17 protein-coding genes are annotated in these 16522 nt (G+C 52.9%); 6 read left to right on the top strand and 11 right to left on the bottom strand.

Annotated features, from left to right (window positions below):
- Positions 1 to 98: 98 nt before the first annotated feature.
- The 3 genes from AMM48_RS00610 to AMM48_RS00620 all read right to left on the bottom strand — a co-directional run bounded on the left by AMM48_RS00610 (position 99) and on the right by AMM48_RS00620 (position 2853).
- On the bottom strand, positions 99 to 1169 hold the full coding sequence (locus tag AMM48_RS00610) for a DUF4062 domain-containing protein (protein WP_102782509.1): 1071 nt from the start codon (positions 1167 to 1169) through the stop codon (positions 99 to 101).
- A 27-nt stretch (positions 1170 to 1196) separates the two neighbouring features.
- A complete protein-coding gene (locus AMM48_RS00615; RefSeq protein WP_102782510.1) occupies positions 1197 to 1808 on the bottom strand; it encodes a hypothetical protein in 612 nt (203 codons plus the stop codon).
- 178 nt (positions 1809 to 1986) lie between these two features.
- A complete protein-coding gene (locus AMM48_RS00620) occupies positions 1987 to 2853 on the bottom strand; it encodes a LysR family transcriptional regulator (protein ID WP_244271066.1) in 867 nt (288 codons plus the stop codon).
- Positions 2854 to 2985: 132 nt separating this feature from the next.
- On the opposite strand from AMM48_RS00620, the gene AMM48_RS00625 reads away from it, so the two are divergent.
- Both AMM48_RS00625 and AMM48_RS00630 read left to right on the top strand, forming a co-directional pair.
- Positions 2986 to 3357: a VOC family protein gene (locus AMM48_RS00625; RefSeq protein ID WP_102782511.1), complete on the top strand. Its 372-nt coding sequence runs from the start codon at positions 2986 to 2988 to the stop codon at positions 3355 to 3357.
- 72 nt (positions 3358 to 3429) lie between these two features.
- The gene (locus AMM48_RS00630; RefSeq protein WP_158246412.1) at positions 3430 to 4140 is read left to right on the top strand and encodes a glutathione S-transferase family protein; all 711 of its coding nucleotides are present in this window, start codon (positions 3430 to 3432) and stop codon (positions 4138 to 4140) included.
- An 18-nt stretch (positions 4141 to 4158) separates the two neighbouring features.
- Here the strand turns inward: AMM48_RS00630 and AMM48_RS00635 are convergent, their stop codons facing one another.
- The gene (locus tag AMM48_RS00635; protein ID WP_102782513.1) at positions 4159 to 4782 is read right to left on the bottom strand and encodes a TetR/AcrR family transcriptional regulator; all 624 of its coding nucleotides are present in this window, start codon (positions 4780 to 4782) and stop codon (positions 4159 to 4161) included.
- 93 nt (positions 4783 to 4875) lie between these two features.
- Between AMM48_RS00635 and AMM48_RS00640 the strand changes: the two genes are divergently transcribed.
- The gene (locus AMM48_RS00640) at positions 4876 to 5496 is read left to right on the top strand and encodes an NAD(P)H-dependent oxidoreductase (protein WP_102782514.1); all 621 of its coding nucleotides are present in this window, start codon (positions 4876 to 4878) and stop codon (positions 5494 to 5496) included.
- Positions 5497 to 5589: 93 nt separating this feature from the next.
- On the opposite strand, the gene AMM48_RS00645 is transcribed toward AMM48_RS00640, so the two are convergent.
- Positions 5590 to 6279 carry an orotate phosphoribosyltransferase gene (locus AMM48_RS00645; protein WP_102782515.1) on the bottom strand — a complete coding sequence of 230 codons (690 nt, stop codon included), beginning with the start codon at positions 6277 to 6279 and terminating at the stop codon, positions 5590 to 5592.
- Positions 6280 to 6537: 258 nt separating this feature from the next.
- Between AMM48_RS00645 and AMM48_RS00650 the strand changes: the two genes are divergently transcribed.
- The 3 genes from AMM48_RS00650 to AMM48_RS00660 all read left to right on the top strand — a co-directional run bounded on the left by AMM48_RS00650 (position 6538) and on the right by AMM48_RS00660 (position 9572).
- Complete coding sequence (locus AMM48_RS00650; RefSeq protein ID WP_101303621.1) at positions 6538 to 6828, top strand: helix-turn-helix transcriptional regulator; 291 nt, start codon at positions 6538 to 6540, stop codon at positions 6826 to 6828.
- Positions 6829 to 6905: 77 nt separating this feature from the next.
- Positions 6906 to 8612, top strand: coding sequence for a SulP family inorganic anion transporter (locus tag AMM48_RS00655; RefSeq protein WP_102782516.1), 1707 nt, complete (start codon positions 6906 to 6908; stop codon positions 8610 to 8612).
- Between the two features lie 174 nt (positions 8613 to 8786).
- Positions 8787 to 9572, top strand: a complete 786-nt coding sequence (locus AMM48_RS00660; protein WP_102782517.1) for an enoyl-CoA hydratase-related protein — start codon at positions 8787 to 8789, stop codon at positions 9570 to 9572.
- Between the two features lie 9 nt (positions 9573 to 9581).
- Here the strand turns inward: AMM48_RS00660 and AMM48_RS00665 are convergent, their stop codons facing one another.
- The 6 genes from AMM48_RS00665 to AMM48_RS00690 all read right to left on the bottom strand — a co-directional run bounded on the left by AMM48_RS00665 (position 9582) and on the right by AMM48_RS00690 (position 16474).
- Positions 9582 to 10091: a DinB family protein gene (locus AMM48_RS00665; RefSeq protein WP_102782518.1), complete on the bottom strand. Its 510-nt coding sequence runs from the start codon at positions 10089 to 10091 to the stop codon at positions 9582 to 9584.
- A 25-nt stretch (positions 10092 to 10116) separates the two neighbouring features.
- Complete coding sequence (locus AMM48_RS00670) at positions 10117 to 11388, bottom strand: multidrug effflux MFS transporter (RefSeq protein ID WP_102782519.1); 1272 nt, start codon at positions 11386 to 11388, stop codon at positions 10117 to 10119.
- A 361-nt stretch (positions 11389 to 11749) separates the two neighbouring features.
- Positions 11750 to 13159 carry a TRAP transporter large permease gene (locus tag AMM48_RS00675; protein ID WP_102782520.1) on the bottom strand — a complete coding sequence of 470 codons (1410 nt, stop codon included), beginning with the start codon at positions 13157 to 13159 and terminating at the stop codon, positions 11750 to 11752.
- A 21-nt stretch (positions 13160 to 13180) separates the two neighbouring features.
- Complete coding sequence (locus AMM48_RS00680) at positions 13181 to 13747, bottom strand: TRAP transporter small permease (RefSeq protein WP_102782521.1); 567 nt, start codon at positions 13745 to 13747, stop codon at positions 13181 to 13183.
- A 41-nt stretch (positions 13748 to 13788) separates the two neighbouring features.
- Positions 13789 to 14781 carry a TRAP transporter substrate-binding protein gene (locus AMM48_RS00685; RefSeq protein WP_102782522.1) on the bottom strand — a complete coding sequence of 331 codons (993 nt, stop codon included), beginning with the start codon at positions 14779 to 14781 and terminating at the stop codon, positions 13789 to 13791.
- A 316-nt stretch (positions 14782 to 15097) separates the two neighbouring features.
- Positions 15098 to 16474 (bottom strand): sigma-54 dependent transcriptional regulator, encoded by a 1377-nt coding sequence (locus AMM48_RS00690; RefSeq protein WP_102782523.1) that lies wholly within the window; start codon positions 16472 to 16474, stop codon positions 15098 to 15100.
- Positions 16475 to 16522 lie beyond the last annotated feature (48 nt).

Raw genomic sequence — 16522 nt, forward strand, 5'->3', positions numbered from 1 at the left:
TTTCGATATGGAATAAGCATAATCTCGGGTGTTTTGGGCGTCTTTGCTCTATCTCAAATTGAAGAATTCAAAACGACTTTATGGGGCGTTTTTAGAACCTAAAATGGTACCTCGTCGTCAATGTTAGGAGCTTGTCCATTTACAGTAATATTTCCTGATATTAATTCAATATCTGATAATGTGCTCCCAACCACATTATACCTGCGAGCTAGTTTCTTTGAGATATCAGTGAATGGCTGTTCATAATCATCAGTATTCATCCACCCGGCTTCAATATAGAAACTTATGATTCGTTTTAGAAAAATTTCGACAACCTTAAAGCCCTGTTTTGGATCAATTGGAGATACTATTCCTGCTAAGTTTGAGCCAAGTCGGATACTGGTGAGTTCTTCATTTATGTAGTAGCCTTCGTCATGCGAATTCCACACGAGGCTATTTTGGAAAATTGGAAAGATCGACAGCCAGCTTGCTCTCAATCTTGCGTTACTTCCTGTATCCCACCCGGCCGTGTTGGGAAGCAAGTCGATAAATATTTTCTTATCTGGCTTAGGTAACGCGGGTAGAGGAAGTGCTATTTCAGCCCTCCATTCACCGAGTGTTTCTTCGTAGTCTGCTATTTGTTTCCTCAGTTTATTGATCTCGGATAGTGCATCGACGTTGGCTAATGAGTCGCCTCGTACCCATCCAGCTCTCGATTTAGTTGCTTTGGCATTATCCAATGCTTCACGTACAGCTAGCTTTAGATCTCCGATTGACGTCCATGTCTTGCGAAGCCTATTGAATTCGGCTTCAGCTACAAATTCAACTAGCTTGCTCTTACCAATTTCAGTTTCTTCCGATTTTCCCAAGGCTATTTTGTCTCGGGCACCGTGCAACATAACCAGTACCGGAATTTCTTTTGATACAGCATAGCGAAACTCTTTATGCGTGTAGCTGATTCCCTCTTCGTCGATAGCCCCATATCGACCTGCTATAATCAGGACATAATAATCGCATTGGCTAATTAGTGTTTTAATGAACTCAAACTGATTCTCATCTGCTGCAGGAAAAGATTCCATCTGCACTGGGAAATCACCGGTGCTTATAACGACATCTTGTACTGCTCTTCGTTCCTCTTGAAGGTCCTCAAACGTAGAACTTATAAAAACCTGATATCGTTTGCTATGCAAGAGAGGCTCCTAAGCTAGAGTTACTTGCTAACCATCCGTGCCCGGCTGGGTCATCGGGATGACTTTTTCCATTTCCGGGGTGTCGGTGCCAGTTGACGGCACCATCCCTTGTGGTGCTGGCGGTGTTTGGGGTGCCATTTGGCCGCCCATGTTGCTGCCGGGCATATTGCTCATGGTTGGGTCGGACATCGGGATGTTCATCGCATCGCCCGACAACATCGACAGACTTTTATGCAGTTGCTGTGATAGTGGGGCCCAGTTTTTCTGCAAGGTGGCGCAGGACGCGGCATCGCCTTGCTGAACACAGCGTTGCGCCATGCGATCCAGAATGCCGAGCGCAATGCGGGCCTCGTCAATTTGCTGTTTCTGCATTTGATCGAGCATTTTTTGATTTTGGTCTTCCATCATCACCAGATTATCGGACTGTGTTGCGACCGATCCGGCGGTTGTGCCGGTTGGGCGTGCCATGGATTTGGGTGCGCTATTGGCTTGCGCGTTGGACGGCGGACCCCATGGGGTGACGATGGTCTGGCTATCATTGGCGACGGTGACGGGATCTTCGACCGCTGCCATGCAGGCAGACAGAGCACATGTCAGTGCAATCATGGTCAGAGTCTTGGCTGTTGTATGCATCGACATGTCGTGCTCCTTGGACCTATGGCATTTTGCCGTGGTCACGCGATCGCGTTGTCCCTAAAACCGGTCGTATTGGATGCTACGACTTTGCTTTTATTATGGAACATATTGGACTGACTTATCGCGCCTGTCCAGATATGGGCCGATGAAAGCTTTTTGACCGACCGGCGATCTCTGGGCATTACGCTGTGTGTATGTCGGGCGTTGATAATTTCGGTTCGTTTTTTAAGGTGTTGGCGATCCAGCGCATCGTTAGTTTTATCCGTTCGATGTGTCTCAGATCAGGATGGGTCAAGACCCACAATCTGTTTGGCGCGATATCTTTCAGCACGGTGATCCGTTTCAAACCGGGGATGGCAAGATCGGTCGGCAAGCAGGCAAAGCCGCATCCCGAAAGCGCAAGTTGTGCCATTGCAATCAGGTCATCGGACTGCTGATGAATTTTACCCCGGTGGCATTTTTCCAACCATGTGAAAACGGGATGACTGCGAAGTGTTCCGCACGCGCCGATAAAGTTCTGCTGCAACAGAAAGTTCAGATCGTCAGTCGCAACGTCATCAGAGGTGCCGTAAATGGCCCAACTGATTTTTCGGACCTCGCGACCGACCAGATGTTCGGGTGGATGGCTGGCGACCCGAATTGCGATGTCGGCATAGCGTTGTGTCATGTTGAATTCCTGATTGCTCGTCAGCAGTTCAAGCTGAATGTCAGGATGTTCGGCACGAAATCGCGCAAAGCAATCAGGCAAAAGGAAGTATGAAAAGCTTGTCGGGGCGGTAATGCGCACCAACCCGGACGGCGACACATCACGCCCGGAAATGTTCAGGTTTATCGCATCGAAGCTGTTCATGATCTGTCGGGCAGGGTGCAGCATATCTGCCCCGGCTTCGGTCAATTGATAATCACCCCGAACCCGGTCAAACAGCCTCGCACCGGTTTCTTTTTCCAGAGCGTGAATATGACGAAACACGGTCGTGCTGCTGACACGTAGTTTCTGGGAGGCCTGTTCGAGCGATCCTGTCTCTGCGATGGCGAGAAAGGACTTCATGTAATTCCAGTCCATCTGCATAAATTCCAAATTTGCAATGTTGCATTTCAAAATCGCGTATGTATTGCAAATTTGCAATTCTCTATTTCTGTTCCTGCGAAATGTTGAACGCACATAACAAAGGGAACTGTGATGATTGGCTACACATCCGTTGGAACGAATGACCTGACGCGCTCTGGCGCATTTTATGACGCATTGTTTGAGTGTTTTGGGGCAGGCGGCGTCATGGTTGTTTCCGATTTTATTGTCTGGGGACAGAGTACCGATAGCCCATGTTTTTCTGTCCATGTTCCGTTTGACGGCAAACCGGCAACCGTCGGAAATGGCACAATGATCGCCTTGGCCGCACAGTCGCGCCAGCAGGTTGACGAGGTCTATCAAAAGGCGCTGGCGTTGGGCGGTACATCAGAAGGCACACCCGGTCCACGCACCGACGACGGATTTTATGCCGCATATTTCCGTGATCTGGATGGCAATAAACTGAACGTGCATTTCATGGGATAGTGCGGCGTCATGATTTCCGTTGGCTGTTCGTCAGAATGGTTTTTAGAATTTTCCAAATTTCGGGGATGTGTGATGTACCCTCATTTTCGTCTGGTGGGACATCGATTATGTCCCTATGTGCAGCGTGTTTCCATGGTCATGGCCGCATGTTCAATTGATCACGAACGGGTTGATATTTCACTTGAGGATAAGCCGGACTGGCTTTTTGACATCAGCCCGACGGGCAAAGTGCCTGTCTTGGTTGTTGATCACGGGCGGGTCCTGTTTGAGGCCGCTGCGATCTGTGAGTATCTTGATGATTTAACCGGCAAAACGTTGTTGCCACGCGATCTTTATGAACGTGGCCTGCACCGTGGGCTGATTGCACTTGGCGAACAGATATTGTCGTTGACGGCAATGCTGATTTATCAGGCGCCAACGGAGGATACGGTTGATGCAACGGTGGCACAGATAACCCAACGGCTTGAAATACTTGCCAGCCATGTTGAGACAAAACCTTTGCAGGCGCAGGGGCGCCTTAGCCTGCTTGATTTTGTTTTCGCAACGGCTTTTCGACCGTTTCCGTTGCTTTCGCTTGGACTGAACCGGGATCTTTATGCCGGAATGGATCGTCTGAAAGACTGGTCGATCAAGCTTTCGGGGCACGACATTATCCAAAATGCCGTGCCCCGAAGCTACTTTGCGGAAATGCAGAAATTCATTGCGACGAAGGAAGGGTATCTTGCCCGTCGGTTGGCGGTGCTGCCGCCTGTGTATTTGGCTCATAGACAAGACGCTAGTTAGAGACTGTGCCTGTTTATGTCAGTCAGATACGTGTCGTGCCACCATGGCGACAATGGTGTCAAAAAGTTCGTTTTTCGCCTGTTCCGGTGTGATTTCACCGGTTGCCGCCGCGTAGGACAGGGCCTCTGCCGCGCCAAGGAACCCCCACAGGCTGACCGTTGATACGGTGCCGCTGGCACAAAAAGGGGCAAGAATATTGCGGCATTTTTCAAGGAACAGAAGGTTGTAGTCGCGTTTTACCTGCTCAAGCTCTGGCGACCCGGCAAGTGCGGAAATGACACCCGATATTTCACGCCCCTGAGACAATACGCAATCAACATAAGATGATGCAATCACCCACGCCTTGTCGTTCAGGGTGGGCGCACTTGCCTGAAGAGCGGCGTCAAGCACGGCGGACTGGCGCATATCGTAATCCTGATACAGGGCGATCAACAATCCCGACCTGGTGCCAAAATGATCATAGACAACCGGCTTGGTCACACCGGCCTGATCGGCAAGGGAACCAAGGCTAAGTGCCTCGGTTCCTTGCCCACGCACCATTTGCCACGCGACATCAACAAGTTGACGATACCGATCCTCCCGCGAGAGCCGTTTGCGCGGTTTGTGGCGGGTTGGAGAATTATTTGCGCTGGTGCTTGACATCTCTATATACCAAACGTAACTTACGGAAAGTAACTTACTAAAAGTATATAGTGATTGCCGCCTTGAGGCAATCGGTTAAGAAGGAGATCTGTCATGCACGCACTTGTGGTTGTTGCACATCCAAATACCGGTTCGTTTACCCATGCTGTTGCCAATCATATCGGCAAGGGTATCGAAGATGCCGGATCGGACCACAGTTTCGAACTTGCCGACCTTACGGCAGAGGGATTTGATCCGCGTTTCAGTTTGGGCGATGTCGCGGGGTTTGACCTTGTCACGCCGTACCCCGATGACGTCATCGCCGAACAACAGAGGATCGACCGTGCCGATACGCTGGTGCTGGTTTTTCCGATCTATTGGTGGTCGATGCCCGCCATCATGAAAGGGTGGATTGACCGGGTATTTACCAATGGCTGGGCCTATGAGGACATAGACGGCGAAAAGGTCATTAAAAAGCTGACCCATTTGAAGGTCCATCTTGTCGCGATTGGTGGTGCCGGTTTGGGCACATTTGCCCGGCATGGGTATTTCGGCGCGATGAAGCTGCAAATCCATCAGGGTATTTTTGATTATTGCGGCGTTGAGGTCGCGTCATCCGAATTGATGTTGCTGGCCGATGGTAACGATCCGGTCGCACACCTGAAAACCGCGCATGACCTGGGGGCGACGATTCCGGCCAAGGTTGTTCAATCTGATCTGGATATGGCGGGATAAATCCCGGTTCTTCCACCCCGGCCATCACAAGGTGAAAAACAAAACGCCCGCCAAAATCTGGCGGGCGTTTGAGTGTGTGCTGTTTGGCTTCGCTTAGTCGTGCTTGCCGCCATGTGCCTTGGACCAGCCAATCGGATCGGCAAGGAACGAACGCACCCCTTCGATGGCGTCTTGGCTGAAATATTCGCCTTCTTCGGCAACGGCCAGAACGTCCGCCCAGGTGGCAAGATAATGCATTTCGATGTCGTCTTTACGCAGTTCTTCAAGCGCACCTTCGAAGATGTCATAGAAGAACACGACAAAGGCGTGTTTGCATTCGCCGCCAGCATCGCGGATGGCATTGACGAAATTGACTTTCGAGGCACCATCGGTAGCCAGATCTTCGACCAGAAGAACGCGCTGACCTTCGTGGATGTCGCCTTCGATGCGGGCCTTGCGACCGAACCCTTTGGGTTTTTTGCGAACATACTGCATCGGCAGGTCCATCACATCGGCCAGCCACGCGGAATAAGGGATACCCGCTGTTTCACCACCGGCGACGGCATCAAATGCCTCGTAACCTGCAGCATCGGACACCTGACGGGCGGCAAGCTCAATCACCTTGCGGCGTGCGCGCGGGAATGAAATGAGTTTGCGGCAGTCGATATAGACCGGGCTGGCCCAGCCAGACGTCAGGATATAGGCTTCTTCCGGGCGGAAATTAACCGCTCCGATGTCCAGCAAAATCTTGGCAACGGTTTTGGCAGCATAGGAACAATGCGCGGTCGGTGATGGGGTGGTCATGGCAGCTTTACCCTCTTTGGCTCGAAGATTTGCCGACCTCATAACGCTTTTGACAAAAAAGCGCAAAGAAAAGCCGCTGTCCGGGTGGTCAGGATTGGGGCTGTGGCACGGTCAAAAAGAGAATTGGCAAAGAATGAGCGCGGCGTGAATTGTGAAATGAAGGTGTAAGGTATCATAAATGATATCTGAGATATCATAATTGAAGTTTTAGATGGACTTTGCTAGGCTTCGATCAACTTGCACTAAAGGGTTTGCTTTATGATTACCGCAGGACAAATGCGCGCGGCGCGGGCTCTGTTGGGCATTGATCAAAAAACACTGGCTGAAATGGCCGGGGTTTCGGTGCCGACCATTCAGCGAATGGAGGCCAGCAAGGGCAATGTGCGCGGTGTGGTCGATACGCTGGCTAAGGTTGTCGAGGCGCTTGATCGTGCCGGGATCGAGCTGATCGGGGATAATGTGCAAAGTATCTCGACGGGCCGAGGTGTGCGCCTGAAGGATCCTGCAATACGTCCCGCCGAAAACACGACCAAACAGGACGAAGAATAAACCGCAACATCATTGCGACGGAGACCGCCGACACTTGCCGACGATCCCGCCGCCTTTTCACAAGGCCGCCGGACAAAATGAAAACTGAAACGACCAGAACCAAGACGATTTCCGACCCCGGATATGTTGATCTTTTTACCCCGAAGCTTGTTACCGTCCTGCGCGAGGGATATGGGCTTGCGCAATTGCGGGCAGATGCGATTGCCGGACTGACGGTGGCGATTGTCGCCCTGCCGCTGTCTATGGCGATTGCGATTGCATCGGGGGTATCCCCGGCACAGGGGCTTTATACTGCCGTCGTTGGTGGAATTCTGGTGTCGCTGCTTGGTGGGAGCCGGTTTCAGATTGGTGGACCGGCAGGGGCCTTTATCGTTTTGGTGGCTGGCACTGTTCAGGTGCATGGCATTGACGGGCTGATTATCGCGACGATCATGTCGGGCTTCATCCTGATGGGAGTCGGCGGATTGAAGCTCGGCACCTATATCAAGTTCATTCCCTATCCGGTGACGGTTGGCTTTACCGCTGGCATTGCTGTGATCATTTTCTCCAGCCAGATCAAGGATTTGCTGGGCTTGACCCTGTTTGGGCCAGAGCCGGGGCCGTTGCTTGAAAAACTGCCGGTGATCTGGGCGGCACTGCCGAGCATTGATCCGATCACGGTGATGCTGTCAGGCGGAACGATTGTTGTGATTGTTGGACTAAAACGGTTGCGGCCGCATTGGCCGGGCATGCTGATTGCGGTGGCTGGCACAGCCATTGTGACCATCGCGTTTGACTTTCAGGTCTCGACGATTGGCAGCATGTTTGGTGGTATTCCAAGTGAATTTCCACTTCCGTCTTTGCCGGCATTTTCAATCGATAAGGTCCAGGCGGTGATCCCCAATGCGATTGCTTTTGCGTTGCTTGGCGCGATTGAATCGCTGCTGTCGGCCGTTGTGGCCGATGGCATGACCGGACGGCGACATCGTTCCAACTGCGAATTGGTGGCCCAAGGGGTTGCCAATATTGCGTCAGGCCTGTTTGGCGGGATTTGCGTGACCGGCACGATTGCGCGCACGGCAACCAATATTCGCGCAGGCGCCCATGGACCGATTGCCGGAATACTTCATGCGCTGTTTTTGTTGATGTTCATTTTGATTGCCGCACCGCTGGCAAGTTTCATCCCGCTGGCCTGTTTGGCCGGGGTGCTGGCGGTTGTGGCGTGGAACATGATTGAAAGACATGCCTTTGCCACGCTTTTGCGGGCCTCGCGCGGGGATGCGGCGGTCCTGATGGCGACATTCCTTTTGACGATCTTCCGCGATCTGATGGAGGCCATCGTGGTTGGCTTTGCACTGGGTGCTGTGCTGTTTATCCAACGCATGTCAAAAACCACCGCCGTTGCAAGCCATACGCCGTTCGTTACCGAAGATCAGGCTGACCGAAAGAATGGGAATCAGACATCATCCGATATCGCGCCCGTGATTGATCCCAGTATTATTGTGTACCGGATTTCAGGCGTGTTCTTTTTCGGGGCCGCGGCCTCAATCGGGTCAGTGCTTGACCAGATTGGCGATAGTCATCGGGCCTTGATCATTGATTTCGCCGCCGTGCCGTTTCTGGACTCTACAGCGGCCAATACGCTGGCCAGTCTGGCCAGTAAGGCCGGTGGGCGCGGTGTGCAGGTAATATTGACCGGAACATCCCATGACGTGCAGCGGGAACTGTTTGCCCATGGCATCAAGCCGCCATTGGTGCAGTACGAACACACGATTGAAGAGGCTGTGGGCAGTGTACGGGGGTAACGGGTGGCGTCTCACATTCAATATTGCCGTCCATGTGACTGCATAGCCGACACAAACAAGGTCAGCCAGATTTGTCGCGTTTGCTGGGAGCTTTATGCCTAAGGTATTGGCAAATAGGGGTTTGGGCGTTATTTGGTATATGAATACCGATTTGTTGATTTGAAAGGCAGGACGATGGCGCAGGAAACCGGACTTGTTGTGGATACCAATGGCGGTGTTGCGACCATCACCATTTGCCAACCGGAACGCAAAAATGCCCTGACCAAACCGATGTGGGGCACATTGGCGCGCATTGCACAGGAATTGTCTGATGATATGGACTTGCGCTGTGTGGTCATTCGCGGTGGCGACGGGGTTGGGTTTGGCGCCGGGGCAGACATTCATGAGTTTGTGCGCGAACGGGCTGGGTTTGAAAAGGCGCGCGATTACGGAATGCTGCATGCCGAAGCTCTGCAAGCCATTCAGTCCTGCACGCATCCAGTGGTTGCCGCGATTGACGGGCCGTGCATGGGGGCATCGTTTGTTTTGGCCGCCGTGTGTGATTTGCGCATTGCCGCCGACAACGCCAAATTTGCTGTGCCGCCGATGAAACTGGGCGCAACACTTGGGTATCCGGAATTGCAAATCATGCTGGATTTGCTGGGCGAGGCAGCCCTGTTTGAAATCCTGCTTGAAGGACAGATGTTTGGTGCCGAACGCGCACGTGAAATCGGCTTTGTTGCCCGCCATGTGCCGATTGCTGATTTTAACGGCGAAGTGGCGACAACCGCCAGTCGGATTGCCGGTGGGGCACCGATCACGCAACGCCTGCACAAAAAAATGATCAACCGCCTGCGTCAAGGCGGGGCGATTGATGCGCGTGAATTTGACGATGGATACCGCGCCTTTGACAGTGCGGATTTCAAGGAAGGCTACACCGCGTTCCTTGAAAAGCGCAAAGCGGTGTTTGTTGGAAAGTAAGCGTTAAGCTTATAGCGGAAGGTCCGGCGTCAGCGGCACATCGGTGATGCCGTAATCAAGGCCCATCTTATGCAGTTCGCTGGTGATCTGGGATCTGTGGTGGGTTTGGTGATTGAAAAACTGGATCAGAAACAGTGGGCGGGGCAAATTGCGGGTAATGCCATCAACCCCGGTGAATTCGCGAAACCCGTCCTGCCAGTCGTGATCATCGGATGTGACAAATGCCTCGATCTCTGCATCAAGGTCGCGGCGTGCTTGGCGCAGGGTATCGAAATCATCGGACACGGTGCCATGCGCATCATAGACCGGGGCCTCACCGGTTTTCATGATGCCCAGAATGCGAATGTCGATGTGGACCAGATGATTCAGGGTTGCATGGATTGATTTGAAAAACATGCCACGGTCGCGACGGCGTTCGTCATCCCCGATCTGATCACAGAGGTTAAACAGAACGTCGTTCTGCCATCTGTTGTAGCGGGCCATCACACGGCCGTAATCATCGAACGTCAATTTCGCCATGTGTATGGGGCTCCTTTGGGACGGGTTATTCTGCGGATACCGGTTTGGCTTCGGTTTCTGGGGTGTTTGGCGCGTTAAAGTCATAGGCAACTTCGGGCAGCTTTGCCTCGGCCACGAAATGAACCATCAGATTGGCAAAAATCGCAAAGCAGAGCATTGAAATGGTGACAGGCAAGAGCGTGCCGTCATGAAAATGCCCAATCATCATCCCGGCGACCGCACCGGTGGCAAACTGGATGGTGCCCATCAGGGCCGTGGCCGTACCACCAATGTGAGGGAAATACTGCATGAAGGATGCGGTGGCATTGGGAGCCGTCAACCCGATCATGCCGACTGACAGCATCACCAATGGTACGACACTATAAAGGGTCGGCTCAAACACGTTGATTGCAAAGAATAATCCAATGACGCTGGCAAGCTGGATGCCAGCACCAATCATCAGAATTTGATGACATTCAAGACGGCGCAGCAATGGATTGTTCAGCCGGTTGCAGATCACGATCACAACAACATTGCAGCCAAACAGATAGGGGAAGACCGCCGGGGATACGCCGAAAAAGTCGATATACATGAATGGGCTGTCGGTCAGGAAGCTAAACATCACCGCACTCGCACCTGTGTGGGTCAGCATAAAACCAACCGCCTTGCGCGTGCGCAAAACCCCAAGATATGTCCACCAGATACGGCGCGCCGGTCCGGCATAACGGGGCCGGTATTTGGTGGTTTCGGGCATTTTGAACCAGACGACAAACAGCATCACGCTGCCATAGATCACCAATAAAACAAAGATCGCCTGCCAGTTAAACCAGACCAGAAGCACCGATCCGACAGTCGGGGCGACAAGCGGGGCAATCATCATGATTACGGCAATCAGCGCGAACATGCGCGCGGCTTCCTTGCCATCATAAAGATCACGCACCGAGGCGCCGACTACCACAAGGGCAAAGCCGCCACCAATAGCCTGAATAAACCGCATGACATTCAGGGCGGTGGAACTTTCAACGCTGGTGATGATGGCACTGGTGATGATGTAAATGATAAGGCCGGTCAGTGCGATGGGACGACGGCCAATACGGTCCGATATCGGACCGCCAATCAACTGGCCCAAGGCAAACCCGATGAGAAACGTACTGATGGAGACCTCAACCGCGTGGGTTGTCGCGCCAAAATCATCCGCCATGGCGGGGATGGCTGGCAGATAGGTGTCAATTGCGAACGGGGCCGTCGCAATCAACGCTGCCAGCAACAATGCCAGACGTTTTGGGTTTAACTCGGTGTTTGGCGCGTTGGTGGCCATATCATTACATTCCGTTTCATGAGGTGGCAGGTGGGGAGCAGGTTTCCCGATGTCCAGATCAGAGCATGATTTCAACTTGCCAACGGAGGACGTTTGCGGATGCCGTCAGCGTGAGGCAGGCAGGATGAAGGTGGCCGTGGTATGGGGCTCTGGAAATTATCGGGTAACAGCAACCTGAAACGATTCAAGCTGTTCATTATCCACAAAAAATCCGTTCTTTCCAGAGATGGTAGATATGAACAGCAGTATGGCAGCCATGCAGGCCATTGATCGTAAACGCACAAAGGGCGGCATCCGTTGGAATGCCGCCCTTTGCGTTACAATGTATTTGGCAATTTGAATTGCAGATCAGGTCACCCGATCAATGGGTCATGATCCGTTCAGGGCCCATCAATGTATTTGGCAACCAGGTCGAGATGACCGGAACATAGGTGATCAGGATCAGGAAGCCGAGAAGGATCATCAGCCACGGCAATGCCGCCTTTACGACTTTGAGCAACGGCATGCCCGTGATCCCGGATGTAACAAACAGGTTCAACCCAACCGGCGGGGTGATCATGCCGATTTCCATATTGACCACCATGATGATGCCCAGATGGATTGGATCGATGCCAAGCTGCATGGCAATCGGGAACAGGATCGGTGCCATGATCAAAAGGATCGCCGAGGGTTCCATAAAGTTGCCAGCAATCAGCAGCACGATATTGACAACAATCAGGAAGCCCCATGCCGGAAGTCCCCAGTCGATAATGGTTCCGGCAATCGTATGAGGAATACGTTCCGAGGTCAGGACATGGGCAAACAGCATCGCATTGGCGATGATGAACATCAGCATGATCGTGACTTTTCCAGCCTCAAGCAGGACCTGACGGATGTCCTTGTCAAACGGGATCAGTGCGAGTGCTTTGCCCATTTTCGGCAGGTTATAGGCAAGCAGGCTGCCAAAACCGGTGTTGCCGTTTTCAGGCACCCATGACTGTTCCTTGATCGGGCCCATGTCGCGGTAAAATACCACGGCAACGATCATGGCATAGAAGGCTGCAACAGCGGCGGCCTCGGTCGGGGTGAAAACACCACCGTAAATACCGCCCATGATCAGTACTACAAGGAAAAGTCCACCAGATGCCGACAGCAATGCACGGCCCCATTCGCCAAGGGTCGGGCGTGGCTGGCTTGGGAGTTTCTTGACGCGTGCGACGATGTAAATCGCAATCATCAACATCAGGCCGACCATGATGCCCGGGATCACCCCGGCAAGGAACATGCGGCCAACCGAAACCTCGGTCGCGGCGGCATAGACCACCATAACGATGGAGGGCGGGATCAGAATGCCAAGTGTTCCGGCATTACAAATCACACCAGCCGCAAAGCTTTGTGGATAGCCCGCGCGCACCATCCCGGCAATGACGATGGAACCGATGGCAACAACGGTGGCCGGGCTGGAGCCGGACACAGCGGCAAACAGCATGCAGGCCAGAACCGATGCCATAGCAAGGCCACCGGGGAACCAGCCGACCGTATCAATGGCAAAGCGAATCAGGCGTCGGGCAACGCCACCGGTTGATAGAAATGCCGATGCCAGAATGAAATAGGGAATGGCAAGAAGGGTGTAATGTTCCATCCCGCCAAACAGCTTTTCCGCCAGCGTGGCAAGGCTGTCATCGCCAAACAGCATAATGGTCGCAAGCGATGATACGCCAAGTGAAATGGCAATCGGTGCGCCCAATGCCATCAAGCCGAACAGCAGGATAAACAGGAATGCAATTGTCATGATTTTGTGTCCCTGCCTGACTTATGATTTAGGCGTGGCAGAAGCATTTTGATCATCGTCACTGCCGTTCGGGGCAATCTGATCAATCGCTTCGCGGGCTTCGTCAGCCAGATTGAAACCAACCTGCTTGCCGGTAATGATCCGCCAGCCAACCTGCGCCAGACGGAAGGCCAAAAGGGCGGCCCCAACCGGCATGATCAGATAGACGAACCACAGCATGACCGGGCTGTCTTCGGCCTCCATTTCAAGCATGTGGTTGAAACTGACGAGTTCCCACCCGCCAATGATCAGCCAGCTTGAATAAAGGAGGCCTGCGCCAACAACGATAAGTCCAATGACGCGCTGGATCCTTTGGGGGAACAGGCGCACAAGCGCATCCACCCCAATATGCGATCCAACCTTTACCCCATAGGACATGCCAAACAGGATCAGCCAGGCAAACAGGAATTCGGTGATTTCCAGAGCCCATGTCAGGCCGGAATTAAACACGTAGCGCATGACGACATTTACAAAGGTAAGTGACGTCATGGCGGCGAGCAGGAGGGCAATTAAGCCCTCCTCCAGCCGGGTAACGACCGCTGAAATCATCAGAAACGGCCCTTTTCCAAATGTAGGGAAAGAAGAACGGATCAGTTACACGCCGCAGCTGCGTCGATGATGTCCTGACCGATGTCGTCGGAGAATTCCGCCCAAACCGGTTTGACAGCATTCTGCCATGCGGAGAAATCGTCACCGGACAGTTGCTGAACTTCGGTTTCACCCGAATCAATGACGGCCTGACGCTGTTCGGCGGTCAGTTCAGCCGACAGGCTGTTGGCATAGTCGGATGCTTCGTTCATGGCCTGGGTCAGACCATCACGGATTTCCGGGTCCAGACCGTCCCACCATTTGGTTGAGGTGACGACCATGTAGTCCAGAAGACCATGGTTGGATTCGGTGATGTAATCCTGAACTTCGAAGAATTTCTTCGAATAGATGTTCGACCAGGTGTTTTCCTGACCATCAACAACACCCGTTTGCAGGGCGGAATAGGTTTCCGAGAATGCCATTTTCTGTGGCACCGCATCGACGGCTTCGAACTGTGCAGCGATTACGTCAGACGATTGAATACGGAATTTCAGGCCTTCGGCATCGGCAGGATTGTTGAGCGGCTTGTTGGCCGAAAGCTGTTTAAGGCCGTTGTGCCAATAGCCAACACCGGTCAAACCCTTGTCGGACATGGCGCCCAGAAGTTCCTGACCTTTTTCACCGTTCTGGAAGCAGGAAACAGCATCCATGTCTTTAAACAGGAACGGAAGGTCATAGACCTGAAGCTTTTTGGTCCATTTGCCAAATTTCGCCAGCGACGGCGCGCCGAACTGGACATCGCCACGCAGGATGGCGGCAAGAACCTTGCTGTCATCAAACAGCTGCGAGTTCGGGTAAATTTCAATTTTAACTTTGTCGCCAAGGAGTTCCTCGGCGCGTTTTTTAAAGAATTCCGCACCCTTGCCTTTGGGGGTGTTCGGCGCGACCACATGGGCAAACTTGATGACTTCCTGTGCGGATGCCATGCCGTTCATGCCAAGGATTGCGGCCGTTGCAACACTGGCTGCGAGGATTTTCTTGCTGATAAGACGCATCAAAATGTCTCCCTATAAGTTTTGTGCGTTTTCCCGGTAGCGCGCCTTTTGTCGGCGTCGTTTTGAAACGCCGTGCGGCGCTGGCCTCTTATCAGCAAGGCGCGGGCCAGTTTTTACGGGTGCCTATAAACTACATGAAAACAATCAGTTAGGGGCATTGATGCAAGTGTGCGATGCAGCATAAGTGACTGTTTTTGTTAGGGATTTCGCACATCAAATTTCACGAATGTGTGAAAATCCACACATGCAAGTGGGGAGATGATGTGTGCGTATTTCTGCGATGATGTGGATGGACTGGGATAAACAAAAACCCGCCTTATCGGGCGGGTTCTGCATCGGTGGAGCTGCGGGGTTTTCTGAAATCAGCGGGGGTAATGCCGTATTTGGTCAGCTTGTCATAGAACGTCTTGCGCGGCAGGCCCAGGGTCATGACCGTTGCAGTGACATTGCCGCCATGTTCACGCAGGGCTTCGCAAATCACACCTTTTTCAAAGGCATCGACCTGTTGGGGCAGGGATGCAATTTCTGTGTTGCTGTCGTCCTTGCCATTGGCCAGTGGATCAAGTCCCAGTACCCGGCGTTCAGCGGCATTGCGCAGTTCCCGCACATTTCCCGGCCAGTCATGGGCGTTAAATGTTGCCTGTTCGGCCGGGGTGATCGGTTTTGTCGGTCGGTCAAATCGGTGGGCGGCATCGCGGGCAAAATGTTCAAACAACAATGGAATGTCGTCCTTACGATCGCGAAGCGGCGGGATATGAAGTTGCACGACGTTCAGGCGGTAATAGAGGTCTTCGCGAAACTCCCCGCGTGAGGCGGCATCGCGCAGATCAATTTTGGTGGCGGCAACGACGCGCAGATCAATCGGCTGGACGCGGTTTGATCCCAACCGTTCAAGGGCGCGTTCCTGTAAAACCCGCAAAAGCTTGATCTGAAGGGCGAGCGGCATGCTTTCGATTTCATCAAGAAACATGGTGCCCTTGTCGGCAAATTCGAATTTTCCGATGCGTTTGTGATCCGCCCCGGTAAAAGCCCCGGCCTCGTGGCCAAACAGTTCAGATTCAATGAGTTGTTCGGGCATTGCCCCGCAATTCACGGCAACGAACGGACCGCTGCGCCCCGACATTTCATGCAGGTTGCGTGCGATGACTTCCTTGCCAGACCCGGTTTCACCATTGATCAGCACATGGGCATTGGTCGATGCGACATTGCCAATCAGGGTGCGCAGTTTTTCCATCGCCGGGTTTTGGCCGATGAAGCCCGATACATTTTTGCTGTGGCGGGCCAGTTCGACCTTAAGTGTTCTGTTTTCCAGCACCAGTTGCCGGTGGCTGATGGCGCGTTTGGTGATGTCGATAAAAAGATCGGGATCAAACGGTTTTTCAATGAAATCAAACGCCCCGTCATGCATGGCGCGGACAGCGGTTGCGATGTCACCATGTCCGGTGATCATGACAATGGGCATTTCGCCGTCAATTTTGCGGGCTTCGGTCAAAAACTCCAGACCGTCCATTTTCGGCATGCGGATGTCAGAAACGACAACCCCCGACCAGCCTTTGCGCAGGCGGGCAAGGGCGGATAGCGCATCGGCAAAGACCTCAACCCGGATATCTGCCAGTTCGAGTGTTTGCTGTGCGGCTTCTCGCACATCGGCATCATCATCAACAAACAGAACGCAATGGGCGGTGGTTTGCACTGGCTTTCCTTCGATCCGTTTCAAAGATCACGCGGCCAAGGCATATCC

The sequence above is a fragment of the Thalassospira sp. GB04J01 genome (assembly GCF_000751115.1).
GTDB classification, from domain to species: domain Bacteria; phylum Pseudomonadota; class Alphaproteobacteria; order Rhodospirillales; family Thalassospiraceae; genus Thalassospira; species Thalassospira lucentensis.